This is a genomic window from Streptomyces ardesiacus (assembly GCF_003112575.1).
In the GTDB taxonomy this organism is placed as follows: Bacteria; Actinomycetota; Actinomycetes; order Streptomycetales; family Streptomycetaceae; genus Streptomyces; species Streptomyces ardesiacus.
Map to the genome: position 1 here is coordinate 1 of NZ_BEWC01000001.1, position 17,397 is coordinate 17,397.

Below are 17,397 nucleotides of genomic sequence, written 5' to 3' on the forward strand. Positions count from 1 at the left end.
CTGCCGCCGTCGCCGTCCTCACCGCCCCCGCCAGCCTCACCGCCACCCCCGTCGCCCCCGCCGCACCCCCGGTCGCCCTCGCCGCGGCCCCGGGGCGGGGCCCCGCGGGGGCTCACCACCTCCGGGAGCGGGCCCGCCGATCTGCGCGAACCGCCCGCGCCCGTCCCGCCGCCCAGGACCGCGGCCGACCTGCCCCCGCCCCCGCCGCCGTTCGTCCCCTCGCCGCCCGCCGAGCCGCACGGCGCCGACCGTGACTACGTCGGGTCCGGGCCGCCCACCTACGACGCCGAGCCCACCGCCCTGCCGCCCGCCGATCCCGACGGGCTCGACGGGCTGGTCCCCGACACCGTGCTGGAGGGCGCCCGGTACGGGACGTGCACGCTGCGGGCCGTCTCCGTGCGCGGGGACTCCGCGCGCTACCGGGGCGAACCGCGGCGCGACGCGCTGCTCGTCGCCCGGTTCGGCACCGGCGAGCAGGCGCTGGTCCTGGTGGCGATGGCGACCGGCGCCCGCGCCACCGCCGGGGCGCACCGGGCGGCGGCCGACGTGTGCCGGTGGATCGGGCGGGCCGTGGGGCGCAGCCATGCGCGGCTCGCCGAGGACCTGCGGGCGGCCCGGCGCGGCGACCTGAAGTCCGGACTGCACCGCCTCACCGACCGCAGCCTGGGCCGGCTGCGGGCCGGTGCCGCCGAACAGGGCCTCGCCCCGGACGAGTACGCGGCCACCCTGCGCTGTCTGCTGCTGCCCGCCGACCCCGACTGCCGTACGCGGGTGTTCTTCGGCGTCGGCGCCGGCGGACTGCTCCGGCTGCGCGACGGCGTGTGGCAGGACATGGAGCCGGCCGTCCGCGACCTCACCGGCGAACCCGTCCTCGGCTTCGGCTCCGCACCCCGGGCAACGCCCGGGACGCCCCGGGACGCGCCGGGCGGGACGCCCGAGGGCGACCGGCTCACCCTGGACCTCGGCGTCACCTCCGCCCCGGGACCGTACGACGGACCGCCCGCCGAGCCGCCCCGCGAGCCCTTCCGCTTCCGGGCCTCGGTAGCCCGCCCGGGTGATGTGCTGCTCATGTGCACCGCGGGCCTCGCGGAGCCGCTGCGCCACGAACCCGCGCTGGGTGAACTCCTCGCCCGCAGATGGGCCGGCCGCCCGGCGCCGGGGCTGGGGGAGTTCCTCTCCGACGGCGGCGTCCGGGTCAAGGGATACGCGGACGACCGTACGGCCGCCGCCGTTTGGGAGGCGTGAGGCCGTTCGCTGTGGCATAGCTGGACCCATGGCCAAACAGAACGTCGCGGAACAGTTCGTCGACATCCTCACCCGCGCCGGGGTGGAGCGCCTCTACGGAGTCGTCGGGGACAGCCTCAACCCGATCGTGGACGCCGTGCGCCGCCACTCCGGCATCGAATGGGTGCACGTGCGGCACGAGGAGACCGCCGCCTTCGCCGCCGGGGCGGAGGCCCAGATCACCGGGAAGCTGGCCGCGTGCGCGGGCTCCTGCGGCCCCGGCAACCTCCACCTCATCAACGGGCTCTACGACGCCCACCGCTCCATGGCCCCCGTCCTCGCCCTCGCCTCGCAGATCCCCTCCAGCGAGATCGGCCTCGGCTTCTTCCAGGAGACCCACCCCGACCAGCTCTTCCGCGAGTGCAGCCACTACAGCGAGCTGATCTCCAGCCCGAAGCAGATGCCCAGGCTGCTGCAGACCGCCATCCAGCACGCCGTCGGCCAGGGCGGCGTCAGCGTCGTCTCGCTGCCCGGCGACATCGCGGACGAGCCCGCCCCGGAGCGGGCCGCCGAGACGGCGCTCGTCACCTCCCGGCCCACCGTCCGCCCCGGAGACGAGGAGATCGACCGGCTGGTGCGGATGATCGACGACGCGGACAAGGTCACCCTGTTCTGCGGCAGCGGCACCGCCGGCGCGCACGCCGAGGTCATGGAGTTCGCCGGGAAGATCAAGGCACCCGTGGGACACGCCCTGCGGGGCAAGGAGTTCATCCAGTACGACAACCCGTACGACGTCGGCATGAGCGGGCTCCTCGGCTACGGCGCCGCCTACGAGGCCACCCACGAGTGCGACCTGCTGCTCCTGATCGGCACCGACTTCCCGTACAACGCCTTCCTGCCGAACGACGTGAAGATCGCCCAGATCGACGTGCGGCCCGAGCACCTGGGCCGGCGTTCCAAGCTGGACCTCGCGGTGTGGGGCGACGCCCGGGAGACGCTGCGCTGCCTGATCCCGCGGGTGAAGGAGAAGAAGAACCGCCGCTTCCTCGACCGGATGCTGAAGAAGCACGCGGACGCGCTGGAGGGCGTCGTCAAGGCGTACACCCGCAAGGTCGACAAGCACGTCCCGATCCACCCCGAGTACGCCGCCGCCGTGCTGGACGAACTGGCCGACGACGACGCCGTGTTCACCGTCGACACCGGCATGTGCAACGTCTGGGCGGCCCGCTACCTCTCGCCCAACGGCCGCCGCCGCATCATCGGTTCCTTCTCCCACGGCTCGATGGCCAACGCGCTGCCGATGGCGATCGGCGCCCAGTTCACCGACCGGCGCCGGCAGGTCGTCTCGATGTCCGGCGACGGCGGGTTCACCATGCTGATGGGCGACTTCCTCACCCTCGTCCAGCACGACCTGCCGGTCAAGGTCGTGCTCTTCAACAACTCCGCGCTGAGCATGGTGGAGCTGGAGATGCTGGTGGCCGGCCTGCCCTCGCACGGCGTGGCCAACACGAACCCCGACTTCGCCGCCGTCGCCGAGGCCTGCGGTGTCTTCGGCGTACGGGTGGAGAAGCCCAAGGACCTGCCCGGGGCGCTGAAGGCGGCGTTCAAGCACAAGGGCCCCGCACTCGTCGACGTCGTCACCGACCCCAACGCCCTGTCCATCCCGCCGAGGATCAGCGCCGACATGGTCACCGGGTTCGCCCTGTCCGCCTCGAAGATCGTCCTGGACGGCGGCGTCGGACGCATGGTCCAGATGGCCCGCTCCAACCTGCGCAACGTTCCCCGGCCGTGACCGGCCGGGCCGCCTCCCCGAAACTCGATGACTGCCGAGGGCTCGAACGGGCAAGGCTTTCACCGTGAAGATGTTCGACCCAGACGGAATGGACGGGGGGAAGCGACATCAGCGCGCCGACGGGGGACATGAAGGAGGAGGCGGTGTCTCAGCTCAGGCGGCGGCTCGGCCGGGCCGATCTGCGGGCGGTGCCCGAGGCCCGGCGGGCCGTGCGTGAGCTGCTGCGGCACTGGGGCGGGCCCGGCCAGTCCGAGGTGGCGGAGCTGCTCACCAGCGAACTGGTCACCAACGCGCTCGTCCACACCGACGAGGGCGCCGTGCTGACCGCGACGGTAGGGCCGCGTGCCCTGCGGGTCGAGGTCCGGGACTTCGCGGGCCGGGGCCGGCCGCCCAGGCCGCGCGCCCCGCAGGAGGGGAGCACCAACGGCAGGGGGCTGGTCCTGGTCGAGTCGCTGGCCGACGACTGGGGCGTACGGCCCTGCGGGGCGGGCAAGTCGGTCTGGTTCGAACTGGGGGTGGAGCCGGTGGCGGGAACAGACGCGGAAGCGGCCTGAGACACCGGGGGAACCGGCGTCCCAGGCCGTCGGAACCGAGCGCCCGGACTAGCCGAACTGCTGCTCCAGGTCCTTGAGTTTGCGCTCCAGGGAGTCCAGGCGGGGCAGGGCCTGGGTGTCGTCCTCCGCGGTGAGGTCCACGGTCTCCACGGCCCTCTGCTCAGAGCCGCTCCGCACGGGCTGCAGGGAGGGGCGCCGGCCTGCCGCGGGCAAGGGCTCCGGGGTCGATATGGCAGGCTCCGCGGCGGCGCGTTCCGAGCCCCGCTCGACCTGCTGCACCTCGACCTCGACCTGGCGGCCGCCGCGGCCCGGGAAGCCCCGGTGGCCGTGGCCCCGGCTGATCGCCTTGAGCTGCGCCCGCTCCAGCCGCTCCTGCTCGCGCCGCCGCAGCTTCTTCTCCTCCTTCTGACGCCGGTCCTCGCGCACCTCGTCGACCGCCTCGTCCAGGCTGCGCACGCCCTCCAGGAGCATCAGCGACCAGGCGCGGTAGGTCTCCCGGGGAGCGCGCAGCCAGCGGACCATGCGGATCTGCGGCAGCGGACGCGGCACCAGACCCTGCTCGCGCAGCGCGGCACGGCGGGTCTGCTTCAGGGCACGGTCGAACAGCACGGCCGCCGACAGGGACATGCCCGCGAAGAAGTGCGGGGCACCCGCGTGCCCCAGGCCGCGCGGGGCGTGCACCCAGTTGAACCAGGCCGCGGCGAACGCGAAGGCCCACACGAGTATCCGCGAGCCGAGCGCCGCGTCACCGTGGCTCGCCTCGCGCACCGCGAGGACGGAGCAGAACATCGCCGCGCCGTCGAGCCCGAACGGCACGAGGTACTGCCAGCCGCCGCTCAGGCCGAGGTTCTGCTCGCCGAAGCCGACCAGACCGTGGAAGGAGAGCGCCGCGGCGACCGCGGCGCAGCAGAAGAGCAGGACGTAGGAGAAGGTGCCGTAGAGGGCCTCCTTGCGCCTGCGGCGCTCTTCCATCCGCTCCCACGAGTCGTCCGCGCCCGCGTCCTTCCCCGAGGAACGCTTGCCGCGCGCGAGTACCGCCACCGCCGCCAGCATGCCCAGGAGCAGCACGGCGCCCGGAAGCAGCCAGTTCAGCGATATGTCGGTCAGTCTCATCAGGGGTCCCTTGCAGTGGGATAGGGCGTAACGCCCGCCATGGTGGCCCAAACCCGGCGGCCCTCAGGGGGTTTCGGGGCAAGAGGCCGCCAAGGAAGTGCAGAGGGAGCGCACAGGGCGGCATTCTGCTCGAACTGCCGCGTGAGGGGCGGGAGTTGAGTTCGATTAAGAATACCCGTACGGGCGGTTCCACGGAAAATTCCCGCGACGGGTGGGGGAGTTGTGAAACCTCGCGGGTGATCTTAGCCGACGGCCGCTCCGCCCGCCGTGGCGAGCAGCTTCTCGACGCGGTCCGCGTCACAGGTCCGCGGGCAGGTGGCGCAGGTGTCCTCGGGACGCAGGGTGTAGAACATGCAGCAGCTCGCCCGGTCCCGCGTGTGCAGCGGCACGCCGTCCGGCCCCTTCAGCTCGCGGAAGGCCGCGTCCCCGACGTAGGGCTTGGTGGCGCCCGGCAGCAGCAGCTCCAGTTCGTGCCGCGCCCGCTCCTGCTCGCCGAGCAGGTGGGCGACGTACCACAGGCCCTCGACGACCTCGTCGGTCGCCATGCCCCACAGGGCGCGTCCGCGCCGCCGCATCCGGGGGCCGAATCCCGCCAGGACCGGCTCCAGGTGCTCGGCGACCGACGCCCGCACCTCGGCGCGCAGCGCCTCCTCGTCGGCGACCACCCGGGCCCCGGGCAGGACGGCGGCCGGATCGCCGGGCAGGCAGGCGAACGAGGCGGCGTGGACGGCCATCCGGCCGAGGGGGAACCCGGCGGCCGTGCGGTCGCAGGCCACGTGGGCCGCGGGGAGGCGGGGCACCCGGCGGTGCAGGAACCACGGCACGGTGATCAGCAGACAGGCCGGCCACGCGTACCGGTGCAGACCGAAGCTCGCGATCACGTCCGGCCGGGCCCGCTGTCCGTAGTCCCGCAGCACCTGTGCCTCGTCCCAGGCGAGGAACGCCGTCAGCTCCGTCCCGCCGGCGGCGAGCGCGGCGGCCGTGACCCAGCCGCCGCCGCCCGGGACCGCGTCGGCCGCCGCCAGTTCGGTGACGCCCAGCCCGGGGAGGACCTCGGACAGGCGCGCGTAGGCGTCCGTGAAGGCCGTAGGGGCGAGGGGCATGCGGCACCACCGATCCGCGTCGGGACAACGGACTGCTCGAAGGCGAGCAGGTAAGCCTTACCTTATCCAAGTCCTTCGGATTTGAACTGACGGCCCGTGCGTTTATCGTGCTTGACGGACAGGTGACAACCCACCGCAATGACCTCAAGTACCGACACGTCCCGCAGGAGGACCCGTGGAGCACAGCGCGCAGGGCGCCGCAGGGACGGGTGGGGCGGTCGAGGCGGTGCGCGTCCCGGTGCAGCCCGGGGCGGCGGACGGAACGGCGCGCGGCGAGCACACCCACGGCGAGCCCTCCGCACCGCACCCGTCCCGCACCTCCGCGCCCGGTCCGCGGGCCGTGGTCCGGCGTTCCTCCGTGCGCGGGCAGATCCTCGACGCCCTGCGCGCCGCGCTGGTCACCGGTGAGCTGCGGCCCGGCGAGGTCTACTCGGCGCCCGTGCTCGGCGAGCGGTTCGGCGTCTCGGCCACCCCCGTGCGCGAGGCCATGCAGCAGCTCGCCCTGGAGGGCGCCGTCGAGGTCGTCCCCAACCGCGGCTTCCGCGTCGTCGAACGCGGCGACCGCGAACTGGCCGAACTGGCCGAGGTGCGGGCCCTCATCGAGGCCCCGGTGTGGCTCCGCCTGGCCCGTACGGTGCCCGCCGCGCGCTGGGCGGAGCTGCGCCCCCTCGCCGAGGCCACCGTCCGGGCCGCGTCCTCCGGCTGCCCGGCCGCCTATGCCGAGGCCGACCGCGCCTTCCACCGGGCGGTGCTCGTGCTGGCCGGCAACGAGCAGCTCGTCCGGATCGCCGGTGACGTGCACCGCCGCGCGCAGTGGCCGCCGCCCGGTTCACCCTCCGTGCGCGGCCGGGCCGACCTGGTCGCCGACGCGCACGAGCACACCGCGCTCCTCGACGCGCTGATCGCCGGCGACCCGGACGTGGTGCGGGTCCTGGTCGGGCAGCACTTCACCGGCACCCACTGAACGGGGGGGCGCCCACTGAGCGAGGGCGCCCCCGTTCAGCACCGCACCGGCGCCGACCTGTGGCACGGGCGCCCCTGGGGCGAGGGCACCCATACGGTCGGTCGGGATCTGTCAGGTCCTCACGGGCCCTAAGGGACCTCCTGCCGTTCCGCGCGGCTCGCGGGCACCTGCTTGCCGGGCTTCCCCGTCCTGCCCGTACCGCGTCCCTTGCCGCCCGTGCGGCGCGCGGAGCGGGACCCGGTGCCGCGGTCGAACAGCTCGATGGCGAGCGGGGAGGCGGTGAAGACCGAGGAGTACGTCCCGACCCCCACGCCGATCAGCAGCGCGAGCGCGAAGTCGGTGAGCGAGTCGTCGGCCAGGACGGCCAGCGAGGCGAGGATGAGCACCGCGCCCATGCCCGTGTTGACCGTGCGGGGCAGGGTCTGCAGGATCGCGTCGTTGGTGAGCCGGGCGAAGGGGGTCTTGCGCTCCTTGCCCAGCAGTTCCCGGACCCGGTCGAAGAGGACCACCGAGTCGTTGACCGAGTAGCCGATCACGGTGAGCAGCGCGGCCAGGAACACGCCGTCGATCGGCTTGCCCAGCCAGGCGAACACACCGACCAGGATGACCACGTCGTGGGCGAGCGCACTGACCGCCGCGGTGCCGAACAGCAGCCGGAACCGGGCGGCGAGGTACAGCAACTGGGCGCCCAGGGCGAGGCCGAGGGCGATCAGGGCGTTGCGGCGCAGTTCCTCGCCCAGGCTCGGGCCGATCAGCTCGTCGCGGACCTTCTCCGTCTCGCCGCCCAGTCCGGCGACGGTCTTCGTGACGGTCGCCGCCTCGGTGTCGGTCAGCTCCTCCGTGCGCACGGTGAGGTCGCCCTCGCCGGAGGACTGGACGACGGCGCGCGGGAAGCCCGCGTCGGCGAGGGCGTCCCGGGCCCGTTCGGGATCGACCTGGGTGGCGGTCGAGTACTCGATGAGCCGGCCGCCGGTGAACTCGATGCCGTAGTTCAGACCGCGCACCAGGATGCCGGAGCCCGCCACCACCATGACGATCAGGGAGGCCGCCAGCCAGCGGCGCGGCCGGCTCATCAGGAACGGGTTGCGGCGCAGCAGGGCGTCGCGGACCGGCCCGGTGGTCGAGATGCCGGTGAGGGCGGGGCGGCGGAAGACCGCCGGGCGGCTCGCGGCGAACTCGGCCAGCACCCGGGTGATCACCAGGGCGCTGACCATGGAGGCGAGCACACCGATGCCCAGCGTGACACCGAAGCCCTTGACCGGACCGGAGGCCAGGAAGAACAGCAGGGCGGCGGCGATGAGCGTGGTGATGTTGGAGTCGGCGATCGCGCTGAAGGCGCTGCGGAAACCGGCGGTCAGCGCGGACCGCGTGCTCGGACGGGTCCGGGCCGCCTGTTCCTCGCGGGCCCGTTCGAAGACGAGGACGTTGGCGTCCACCGCCATGCCGATGGCCAGGACGAAGCCGGCGAGGCCCGGCAGGGTCAGGGTCGCGCCGACCAGGGCCAGGGCGGCGTAGGAGATCAGGCCGTAGCAGAGCAGCGCCACGGTGGCCAGGGCGCCCATCAGGCGGTAGACGACGATGATGAACAGCGCGGTGAGCGCGGTGCCGATGACGGCGGCCCAGGCGCCGGCCGTGATGGCCTCGTCGCCCAGGGTGGCGCCGATGGTGCGCTGCTCGACGGTCTCCACCGGCACGGGCAGGGCGCCGCCCTTGATGAGCAGGGCCAGTTCGCGGGCCTCGGCGTCGTCGAAGGAGCCGGTGATCTGCGTGGAGCCGCCGGTGATGCCCGCCCCGCAGGACACGGAGGGGTCGACCTGCGGCGAGGAGATGATCTTGTTGTCGAGGACGATGGCGACCCGGCGCTGGGGGTCACCGGCCGGGTTGCAGGCCGCCTCGCCGGTCACCCGGGCCCAGCGGTCGCTGCCGGCGTCCTTGAAGTCGACGGTGACGTGCCAGCCCGCGCCGTTCTGCTGGTCGAAGCGGGCGTCGGCGCCCTTGACGTCCTGCCCGGTCAGGGTGGGGGCCTTCAGCCGCAGGGACTGTCCGGACTCGTCCGGCAGCACCCGCTCGCCGTCCTTGGTGTCCTTGGTGTCCTTGGCGTCTTTGGCGTCCTTGCCTGCCTTGCCGTTCTCTCCGGCCGGGTCCTCGGCCGGGCCGAGCACCGAGTGGACGGTGAGCTGCGCGGTGCGGCCGAGGACGTCGGCGGCCTTCTTCGGGTCCTGGACGCCCGGCAGCTCGACGACGACGCGGTTCTCGCCGGAGCGGACGATGGTCGGCTCGGCGACACCGAGGGCGTCGATGCGGCCGCGCAGCACCTCCACCGTGCGGTCGGTGGCCTCGCGGTCGGCCTTGGTGGTCTCGGTGGACTTGGTCTCCAGCACGATCTGGGTGCCGCCGCGCAGGTCGAGACCGAGGCGGACCGGCATGGTCAGGGCGATGGCCACGGACGCGGCCATCACGGCGAGCGCGACGAGTGCACGGACGTTCAGGGCACGCGAACGCGAGCGCGAACGCGGACGGGAAGGGGGACGAGAGCGTTTCAACACGGGCCTCCGGCGGGCACGCCGCGGCGGCGGCCGAGCGCGGCCGCGGCGGAAGAAGGGAAAACGTCGGGTGTGGTGTCTCAGATGCCGGAGGAGACGGGTGGCGCCCGGCCGCTGTCGTGGCTCGTACGGCCGGGCGAGACCGGCGCCGGACCGGGCGCCGCCGAGGTCCTCGGCCGGGAGCCGGGGACCGCGCCCGCGCGGTGCCCGGTGGCGGTCGCGTGGTGGTCCGGTGCCGCCGGACGCTCGGCCGGCTGGTCGTGCCGGGCCCGGGGCTGGGCGGCGCAGACCGGCGTGCAGCCGTCGTCGGCGTGGAGGTCGAGCGCCGGGTGCGGCACGGCCGTCGCGACGGCCGCCGCCAGGGGACCGTCGGGGCCGACCCGCGCCCCGGCCGCGGGCCAGGCCGGGACCAGCGGCAGCAGGACAGTCAGCAGGACGGTGAGCACGGCCCCGAGCCGTCGGCGCATCACCGTCCCCTTTCGTGGCGGATGAGCGGCTGGTGGTGGGTTCTTCCTGGAGAGGAGCCCGGGGCTCCGGCCGGGGAGTGGGCGGCCAGAGCCACGGGCGGTTCAGGGGAGGGTCAGGGCTCGATGAGCCCCGCGCGGATGGCGTACCGGGTCAGCTCCAGGCGGTCGCGCAGGCCGAGCTTCTGCAGCAGGTTCGCCCGGTGCCGCTGGACGGTCTTGATGCTGATGAAGAGGATCTCGGCGATCTCCTTCGACGAGTGGCCCTCGGCGACGAGCTTGAGGACCTCCTCCTCCCGCGGGGTGAGGATGTGGTCGGAGGTCTCCTCGCCGTGCCGCACCCGGTCGAGGTAGTTGCGGATGAGCGCCGTCACCGCACCCGGGTACAGGAAGGGCTCGTCGCGCATCGCGGCCCGGCAGGCGGCGACGAGGTCCCGGTCGGCGACCGACTTGAGCACGTATCCGCAGGCACCCGACTTCAGCGCCTGGAACAGGTACTGCTCGTTGTCGTGCATGGTCAGCATCAGGATGCGCAGCCCCGGCTTCAGCGCGGCCAGTTCGCGGGCCGCCTGCAGGCCGGTGAGGCGGGGCATCGCGATGTCCAGCACCGCGAGGTCCGCCTCGTGGGCCCGCGCCATGTCGATGGCCTCCGCGCCGTCCCCGGCCTCGGCGACCACCTCGAGGTCCGGCTCCCGGTCGAGGATGAGGCGCACTCCGCGGCGCACCAGCGCGTGGTCGTCGGCGAGCAGGATACGGATCTTCGCCGGGGCGGGCCCCTGGGAGGGGCCGTGGGCGGAGGCCGCGGCGGCCGTGGGCGTCCCGGTCGTCGGGGCGGTGGCGGAGTGGCCGGACGCGGACGGCTCGGGCAGGGACGGGTCGGACATGGTCTGGGCTACTTCCTGGGAAGGGGTGCGGTCAGCCGGATGCGGGTGCCGACGCCGGGCGCCGACGTGATGTCCAGGTCGGCCCCGACGAGCAGGGCCCGTTCACGCATGCCGCGGATGCCGGCGCCCTCGTGCGCCGCCTCGATGCCGCGGCCGTCGTCGGCGATGGTGAGGGTCACCGCGCCGTCGGCGCCGGACAGGCCCACCTCCAGCCGTTCGGCGTCCGCGTGGCGGGCGGCGTTGGTCAGGCTCTCCTGCGCCACACGGTAGAGGACCAGCTCGGTCTCGTGGTCCAGCACCGGCAGGTCGGCGTCGAAACGGCGCACCACCCGCAGGCCGGTGTGGGTGGCGAAGTCGTGCGTGAGCGAGGACAGCGCGCTGATCAGCCCGAGGTCGTCCAGGACACCGGGCCGCAGCCGGCGCACCAGGCGGCGGACCTCGTCCAGGCACTCCCGGGTGATCTCCTGCGCCTGGTGCAGCTCGTCGCGCAGCGGGTCGTCGGCGTCGTCCGCCGCACGGCCCAGGACCAGCAGGATCGCCGTCATGCTCTGCCCGACCTCGTCGTGCAGCTCCTGGGCGATACGACGCCGCTCCGCCTCCTGGGCGAGCAGGACCCGGGCACTGCTCGTGGCCCGCTCGTTCTCCAGACGGTCCAGCATGGCGTTGAACGTGCGGATCAGCTCCGGGACCTCGCCGCCGCCGGCGACCGGCAGCCGCTGACCGGGACGCAGCAGGTCGACGGTGGTCATCAGCTTGGTGAGCCGCTCCAGCGGAGCCAGCCCCCAGCGCAGCAGCGCGCCGTTGGCCACCAGCATGACGCCCATGCCGACCACGAGGACGACGGCCTCGGTCAGCACGATCGGCACGGAGACGGTCACCGGAGCCCACAGCAGCAGTGCCGTGGCGAAGCCCAGCACCACCGCGTTCAGCCCGAAGATCCGCCAGAACAGGGACACCGGGGGTACGCCTCCTTCAGCGACGTGTCGACTTGGTACGCCTCTACTGTCGGTCATCGCGCACCCTCGGTGGGAGCTGCGGTCCAGGTAGCGACCGAGCAAGCGACCAGCGTGCTCCCCGCGCACCCGCCCGGTCGATGGGGCGCGGTCCCCATTTCCGGGTCGCGGCATACCCATACGGGCGCACCGGCGAGTGGATCCCGTGTCCCCGTGCAAATGGGTCCTGCGCCCGATGGGTTTCCCCCGCGGGCCCGGCCATGGTGGAGGACGACCGGGTCCGATCGGCCCGGCGCTCGGCATACCCGCAGAACCTTCGAGATTCCGCAGAACCTTCCGAGAACCCCGCAGAACCTTCCGAGAAAAGGACCCTTCACCGTGTCGCTCGACGCCTCCCGCATCGAACCCCGCCCCGAGCGGCTGACCGCTCACGAGGCGCGCCAGCGCCTCGAACACGCCCGCAACACCCGCATGACCCAGCTCCAGGCCCTCGGTGAGAGCGGCCAGGCGGACGACCAGCTCATGTCCGCGCAGCAGGCCGCGATCGAGCGGGTGCTCAAGGAGATCGAGGAGGCCTTCGCCCGGGTCGAGGACGGCACCTACGGCACCTGCATGGGCTGCGGCAAGCCCGTGCCCGGGGAGCGCCTGGAGATCCTTCCCTACACGCGGTACTGCGTCGCCTGCCAGCGCCGCGCCGCCGCCTGACCGCGCCCGTCCGTCCCGTACTCGTCCCTCCCGCCCTGCCCAAGGGGTGAAGTGGTGAACAACCAGATCATCGACGACCGCGACGCGCGTCTGTCGCCCGAGGACCTGACCGCGCTCCGGGACAACCTCCAGGAGCAGCGGCAGTTCCGCGAGGACCAGCTGCGCCAGATCGCGGCCGTCCCGTCCCGCACCGAGGAACTGATCCAGCGGCGGTCCGCCGCGCAGACCGAGGTCCGGGTCAAGCTGGCGGCCTCCGCGCGCATGGTCCTGGCCGACGTGGAGGCGGCCCTCGACCGCCTGGCCGAGGGCCGTTACGGCCGTTGCCACCTGTGCCGGCGCGGCATCGACCGCGACCGGCTGATGATCGTGCCCCAGGCCCGCTACTGCGCCCGCTGCCAGCAGGTGCGGGAGGCCGGACGATGACCGTGCTCCGGCGGCCCCGCACCGGGCTGTTCCGGCACCGGCCCTGGCCGCTGTGCCGGCAGTGCAGCGGCGTCGCCCTCGACATGGGCAGCGCCCGTACCCGCGCCTGGGTCGCCGGGCGCGGGATGATCCTCGACGTGCCGACGGTGACCTTCCCCGGAGCGGGGGCGGTCTACCCCATCCAGCGCGGCTCCATCGTCGACACGCAGGGGGCACGGCCCGGATGCTCGACCGGCTGCTGGGCCACCGGCTGCCCCGCTTCGCCCGGCCGGTGATCGTGGTGACCGCTCCGGTCCTGGACGGACTGGCCTACCGGACCGAGGCCCGAACGGCCGTGGAGGTGCTGCGCCCGCGCAACGTGCTGACCGTGCCCAGCGCACGGGCGGTGGCCCTCGCGGCGGGCGCCGACCTGTCCCGGCCGCTGCTCGTCATGGACATCGGCGCCCATCTCACGGAGGTGGTGCTCCTCGTCGACGGCGACGTCTTCGACGCGCGCCGCACGGCCCTGGGCACGGGGGACATCGACGAGGCGACCCCGCCCTCGCGGATCGGGGAGGCGCTGGCCGACATGACGACCTCGATGCTGCGGCAGGACGGCACGTCCCTCACCCTCGACGCGCTGGGCCGGGGGCCGCTGCTGGCGGGCGGGGGCGCCCTGCGTCCCGAGATCACCTGCCGGCTCGCCGACCGGCTGCACGTACCGCTGCGCGCGGTACCGGCCCCGCACACGGCCGCGGTGCGCGGCGCCGCGAAACTCCTGGAGGCCGCCCACACCCACCCGTCCACCACGGGCACGGACCCGCCGGAGGGCCACCCGCACTGAGCCGCGGGCCGCCGCCGGAACGCGGTGCGGTCGCGGCGGCCGGGCGCCGCGCGGACCGTCCCTCGCGACGGGGCACCGTCCGCCGGGGCGGCGCGGGGCGCCCCGGCGCCGGCCGGCTCCGGCGGAGGGACACCGCTCGTCCCGTCCGCCGTCGGTCGTCCGCCGTACGGCGCCGGGCGCCCCGCTGCAGGTGCTCCGGGGCGGGCGTCCGCCACGCCCGGCGGCCGGGGCCCCGCTCGCCCCGGCCGTCGAAGCACCGGCACCGGCACCGGCGCCGTACGCGCGACGGCGTACCGCGAGCTCCCCGCCGACCGCACCCCCGTCCCCTCGACACGCCCCCGTCCCCCCGCTCGTACGGCCGGCGCCCGCCCCGGCGTCGGCCGTACCCCGCCGTCACGCACGCGGGTCCGTTCCGGCAGACCGCCCTTCGGACCGCGCCCTCCCAGGAAGGAGACATCCGTGGCCGGAGAGATTCCTCAGGCCCAGCCACCACCCGCCGTTCCGGACCCCGAGCCCGTGCGGCACCCGTATCTCCTGCTGTGGCGGTGGCGGCGCAACCCGCTGCGGCGGCCCAGCGACCGGCTGCGGGCCTGGATCTCGCTCGGGCTCGTGCTGACCGTGCTGGTGGCCGCCCCGGCGGCCATGTTCGGGGTCGGCGACAGCGCCTACCGGCACTACCGCAGCACCGCCGAGCACGAGACGCGGACCCGCGACCACCGCCCCGCCGTCCTGACGCACGACGCCCCGCGCCACCCCGAGCCGGGGTCGGACGAGGCGAAGAAGACCCGATACCCGGTCCCGGTCCGCTACACCGGTCCCGACGGGGTGACGACGACCGGGACGACCGAGGTGGAGCCGGGCCTGCCGGCGGACAGCACCGTCCTGGTCTGGGTCGACGACGAGGGCCGGATCACCGAGGCGCCGCTGACCACGGAGCAGATCCGCAGCCGCACCATGGGCTGGGCGATCCTCGCCTTCCTGGGCGTCGTCGTCACCGGCCTCGCCGTCCACGCCGCCACGGGCCTCGTGCTGCACCGGCGCAACCTCGCCCAGTGGGACGCGGCCTGGGCCCACACGGCCCCGCGCTGGAGCAGGTTCCCGTGACGCCCGTCCGGACGCGGCCCCCTCAGGCCGTCGCCGCGTCGGCCGCCGGCGGCGCCAACTGCCGTGCCAGCCACGTCGGCACCCCGCCCAGCAGCCGGAACAGCCGCCGTGCCTCCTCTCGCAGCCGGGACGCCTCCGGCTCCGACTCCGCGTCCGCGAGCGACGCCAGCGCGGGCGCCGTGCCGACGAGGTAGCCCAGCTCCTCGCGGATGCGCAGCGACTCGGCGAACCCGTGCCGCGCCTCGGTCAACTCCCCCTCGCGCAGCGCCAGACCGGCCAGATGCCGCCAGGTGAAGGACAGCAGCAGCGGCTCGGCGTGCGCCGTCGCCCCGGCGTGTGCGCGCCGGTACGCGGCTCGGGCGGCCTGCGGGGACCTGGCCAGGTTCTCCGCGAGCAGCCCGCGCCGGAAGTCGAGCAGCGCCCGGCCCCTCGCCCCCGGCGCGATCAGCGCCGCCGCCCGGCCCAGCGCGGCCCGCGCCTCGTCGGCCCGGTCGCGCACGCCGTGCACCGTGGCGGCGTACGCGAGCTGACCGCGTTCACAGGCGGCGGCCCCGCGTTCGTCGTCGCTGTGGGCCAGGGCCTCCGCGGTGCGCAACGCGTCCTCGGCCTCGGCCCAGCCCTGCTCCGTGTACAGGCACCGCTCCACCAGCAGCGCGGTCCGCTGCAGGGCGGTGTCCGCGGTGACCGGCTCCAGCAGGGACGCCGCGTCGGCCCAGCAGCCGCGCGAGCGCAACCGCCATACCGCGGTCTGGAGCGGATCGTCACCTTCGGTCGTTCCCCAGCCAGAACCAGCCATGGCGGAATGCGCCACGTCGCCCTCCCCTTAGCACGCCATCGAGCTCACGAGTGGTGGCCGCATCTCAGCACGGATCCGGCGGCCCGGCCAAGAGGATGGGTGAAAGTTTTCACAAAGTCGTGGACTTCGTGCCGTCGAGGTTTGGGAGCGCGCGGGGCCCTTCCGCGGCCTCCGCGCGCCCCGGGCCTCAGCTCATCCGCAGGGCCAGGAAGAAGTCGAGCTTGTCCTCGAGCCGCGACAGGTCGCGCCCCGTCAACTGCTCGATCCGCCCGACGCGGTAGCGCAACGTGTTGACGTGCAGGTGCAGCCGGTTCGCGCAGCGCGTCCACGAGCCGTCGCTGTCGAGGAACGCCTCCAGCGTCGGGATCAGCTCGGCCCGGTGACGGCGGTCGTAGTCCCGCAGCGGGTCGAGCAGCCGGGCGGTGAAGGCGCGGCGCACGTCGTCGGGGACGAAGGGGAGCAGCAGGACGTGCGAGGCCAGCTCCTGATGACCGGCCGCGCAGACCCGGCCGGGGCGCGCCGCGGCGACCCGGCGCGCGTGCCGGGCCTCCTCCAGCGCCCCGCGCAGCCCTTCCGCCGAGTGCACGGCCGCGCTCACGCCGAGCGTGACCCGCCCGTCGCCGTCGAGACCGGCCGACAGCGGCTCCCGTACGGCCTCCAGCAGGGCCTCCGCCAGGACGCCGGCCTCGGAGCCGTCGTGCTCGGTGGAGACCGCCGGCAGCGGTACCAGGGCGACCGCCTCCTCGCCGGTGTGCGCCACGGCGATGCGGTCCGACTGCTCGGGGCCGGTGGCGTGCGGGTCGACGAGGATCTCCTCCAGCAGGGTCTGCGCGATGCGGCCGGTCTGCCCGTCGCCGTCCGCCCATTCCACCCGGGCCACCACGACCTGCCAGTGCGGTGCCGCGCCGAGGCCCGGCAGCAGCACCGGTGCCGCGACCCGGAGCCGGGCCGCGATCTCGGCGGGGGCGGCGCCCGTCTGCACCAGCTCCAGGACCTCCTGGGCCAGCCGCCGCCGCACCGTGCGCGCCGCGTCCCGCCGGTCCCGCTCGACCGCGATGAGCTGGGTGACGCCGTACAGCAGGTCGAGCCGCTCCTCGGCCCAGTCCCCGGCGTCCGCCTCCACCACCAGGAGCCAGTCGGACAGCGCCGTCTCACGCACCTCCCGGCCCGCCGCCTGACCCTGCGCGGCACGGGCACCCGCGGCCGTCGGGGCGAGCGGACCCCGGCCGCGCACCGGGAAGAGGCTGTACGTCGTGGGGCCCACCGGGACCCGGTGCGGCGCGCGCCGGCCCGTGCGGGTGGCGGCGAGGTGCTCCGCCGCGAGCTTGGCGCACACCTCGGCCGGGAGCGCGGGCTCCGCGTCCTTCGGACCGGCGACCTGCCGTCCGGTGGGGGAGAGCACCCAGGCCCGCAGGTCGAGGTCGGAGCCGAGCAGGTCCAGGACCACGTCGGGCCCGCCGCCCGCCGGCCCCGAGGTCATCATCCGGCGGTGCCGGTCCACCACGGCCGCGAGGTCCCCGGCCCGCTCGCCGGAGACCTGGCGCACCACGTGCTCGGTGATCGTCGCGAAGGCCACCGACTCGTGCACCGCGAACAGCGGCAGCCGGTGCCGCGCGCACGCCACCACCAGGTCCTCCGGCACGTCCCCCAGCTCCGCCTCGCCGGCGGCCAGCGCGGCCACCTGGGCCTGCACCAGGATGCGGACGAACGGTTCGGAGTCGGCGGCGTTCCGGCGCCAGGCCAGGCCGGTGAGGACCAGCTCGCCGCCCGAGAGATAGCGGCTGGGGTCCCGCAGGTCGGTGGTCATCACGCCGCGGACCGTGCGGTCCAGCTCGTCCTCGCCGCCGAGCAGCTTGAGGCCCAGCGCGTCGGTGTCCAGCAGTGCGCGCAGCCGCATTCTCGTCGCCGCCGTTCTTTGTCTCGAAGTGTTCCAGGTCACGCGGCTGTGTCGC

General features: G+C 74.5%; 15 protein-coding genes and 1 pseudogene. 8 read left to right on the plus strand and 8 right to left on the minus strand.

What is annotated here, in order from left to right:
- The 3 genes from Sdi02f_RS00005 to Sdi02f_RS00015 form a co-directional block, all read left to right on the plus strand.
- Positions 1-1,245: protein phosphatase 2C domain-containing protein (locus Sdi02f_RS00005; protein WP_368668273.1), on the plus strand; the 1,245-nt coding region annotated here is incomplete at its 5' end.
- A gap of 28 nt (positions 1,246-1,273) precedes the next feature.
- The gene (locus Sdi02f_RS00010; protein WP_030403368.1) at positions 1,274-3,016 is read left to right on the plus strand and encodes a pyruvate dehydrogenase; all 1,743 of its coding nucleotides are present in this window, start codon (positions 1,274-1,276) and stop codon (positions 3,014-3,016) included.
- 128 nt (positions 3,017-3,144) lie between these two features.
- Positions 3,145-3,570, plus strand: coding sequence for an ATP-binding protein (locus Sdi02f_RS00015; protein ID WP_051783593.1), 426 nt, complete (start codon positions 3,145-3,147; stop codon positions 3,568-3,570).
- Between the two features lie 48 nt (positions 3,571-3,618).
- Here Sdi02f_RS00015 and Sdi02f_RS00020 read toward each other — a convergent pair whose 3' ends face one another.
- Both Sdi02f_RS00020 and Sdi02f_RS00025 read right to left on the minus strand, forming a co-directional pair.
- Positions 3,619-4,683, minus strand: a complete 1,065-nt coding sequence (locus tag Sdi02f_RS00020; protein ID WP_030403370.1) for a DUF2637 domain-containing protein — start codon at positions 4,681-4,683, stop codon at positions 3,619-3,621.
- Between the two features lie 242 nt (positions 4,684-4,925).
- Entirely contained in the window at positions 4,926-5,786 is an 861-nt protein-coding gene (locus tag Sdi02f_RS00025) for a (2Fe-2S)-binding protein (protein ID WP_053639350.1), read from the minus strand.
- 175 nt (positions 5,787-5,961) lie between these two features.
- Here Sdi02f_RS00025 and Sdi02f_RS00030 point away from each other — a divergent pair, with 175 nt between their 5' ends.
- The gene (locus tag Sdi02f_RS00030) at positions 5,962-6,750 is read left to right on the plus strand and encodes a GntR family transcriptional regulator (RefSeq protein ID WP_030403372.1); all 789 of its coding nucleotides are present in this window, start codon (positions 5,962-5,964) and stop codon (positions 6,748-6,750) included.
- A gap of 128 nt (positions 6,751-6,878) precedes the next feature.
- Here Sdi02f_RS00030 and secD read toward each other — a convergent pair whose 3' ends face one another.
- The 4 genes from secD to Sdi02f_RS00050 form a co-directional block, all read right to left on the minus strand.
- Positions 6,879-9,293: a protein translocase subunit SecD gene (gene secD, locus Sdi02f_RS00035; RefSeq protein ID WP_108932460.1), complete on the minus strand. Its 2,415-nt coding sequence runs from the start codon at positions 9,291-9,293 to the stop codon at positions 6,879-6,881.
- A gap of 80 nt (positions 9,294-9,373) precedes the next feature.
- On the minus strand, positions 9,374-9,760 hold the full coding sequence (locus Sdi02f_RS00040; RefSeq protein WP_031085322.1) for a hypothetical protein: 387 nt from the start codon (positions 9,758-9,760) through the stop codon (positions 9,374-9,376).
- Positions 9,761-9,873: 113 nt separating this feature from the next.
- On the minus strand, positions 9,874-10,641 hold the full coding sequence (locus tag Sdi02f_RS00045; protein ID WP_031185152.1) for a response regulator: 768 nt from the start codon (positions 10,639-10,641) through the stop codon (positions 9,874-9,876).
- 8 nt (positions 10,642-10,649) lie between these two features.
- Entirely contained in the window at positions 10,650-11,597 is a 948-nt protein-coding gene (locus Sdi02f_RS00050) for a HAMP domain-containing sensor histidine kinase (protein ID WP_030403376.1), read from the minus strand.
- Positions 11,598-11,972: 375 nt separating this feature from the next.
- Between Sdi02f_RS00050 and Sdi02f_RS00055 the strand changes: the two genes are divergently transcribed.
- The 4 genes and pseudogenes from Sdi02f_RS00055 (at position 11,973) to Sdi02f_RS00070 (ending at position 14,649) form a co-directional block, all read left to right on the plus strand.
- Positions 11,973-12,299 carry a TraR/DksA C4-type zinc finger protein gene (locus Sdi02f_RS00055; protein ID WP_030403377.1) on the plus strand — a complete coding sequence of 109 codons (327 nt, stop codon included), beginning with the start codon at positions 11,973-11,975 and terminating at the stop codon, positions 12,297-12,299.
- 51 nt (positions 12,300-12,350) lie between these two features.
- Positions 12,351-12,722, plus strand: a complete 372-nt coding sequence (locus Sdi02f_RS00060) for a TraR/DksA family transcriptional regulator (protein ID WP_030403378.1) — start codon at positions 12,351-12,353, stop codon at positions 12,720-12,722.
- Positions 12,719-13,545 (plus strand): annotated as a pseudogene (locus Sdi02f_RS00065) (rod shape-determining protein). The gene Sdi02f_RS00060 and the pseudogene Sdi02f_RS00065 overlap by 4 nt, the downstream one beginning before the upstream one ends.
- A gap of 459 nt (positions 13,546-14,004) precedes the next feature.
- Positions 14,005-14,649: an Rv1733c family protein gene (locus Sdi02f_RS00070; protein WP_167458095.1), complete on the plus strand. Its 645-nt coding sequence runs from the start codon at positions 14,005-14,007 to the stop codon at positions 14,647-14,649.
- A gap of 22 nt (positions 14,650-14,671) precedes the next feature.
- On the opposite strand, the gene Sdi02f_RS00075 is transcribed toward Sdi02f_RS00070, so the two are convergent.
- Both Sdi02f_RS00075 and Sdi02f_RS00080 read right to left on the minus strand, forming a co-directional pair.
- Entirely contained in the window at positions 14,672-15,460 is a 789-nt protein-coding gene (locus tag Sdi02f_RS00075) for a hypothetical protein (protein WP_030403381.1), read from the minus strand.
- 172 nt (positions 15,461-15,632) lie between these two features.
- Positions 15,633-17,342, minus strand: coding sequence for a PucR family transcriptional regulator (locus Sdi02f_RS00080; protein ID WP_031185151.1), 1,710 nt, complete (start codon positions 17,340-17,342; stop codon positions 15,633-15,635).
- Positions 17,343-17,397: the final 55 nt, after the last annotated feature.

Bases quoted from the DNA above. Each gene is read 5' to 3' on its own strand.
- Sdi02f_RS00040 (WP_031085322.1), bottom strand. From the start codon at position 9,760: ATGCGCCGACGGCTCGGGGCCGTGCTCACCGTCCTGCTGACTGTCCTG.
- Sdi02f_RS00010 (WP_030403368.1), top strand. From the start codon at position 1,274: ATGGCCAAACAGAACGTCGCGGAACAGTTCGTCGACATCCTCACCCGC.
- Sdi02f_RS00080 (WP_031185151.1), bottom strand. From the start codon at position 17,342: ATGCGGCTGCGCGCACTGCTGGACACCGACGCGCTGGGCCTCAAGCTG.
- Sdi02f_RS00015 (WP_051783593.1), top strand. From the start codon at position 3,145: ATGAAGGAGGAGGCGGTGTCTCAGCTCAGGCGGCGGCTCGGCCGGGCC.
- Sdi02f_RS00045 (WP_031185152.1), bottom strand. From the start codon at position 10,641: ATGTCCGACCCGTCCCTGCCCGAGCCGTCCGCGTCCGGCCACTCCGCC.
- Sdi02f_RS00025 (WP_053639350.1), bottom strand. From the start codon at position 5,786: ATGCCCCTCGCCCCTACGGCCTTCACGGACGCCTACGCGCGCCTGTCC.
- Sdi02f_RS00020 (WP_030403370.1), bottom strand. From the start codon at position 4,683: ATGAGACTGACCGACATATCGCTGAACTGGCTGCTTCCGGGCGCCGTG.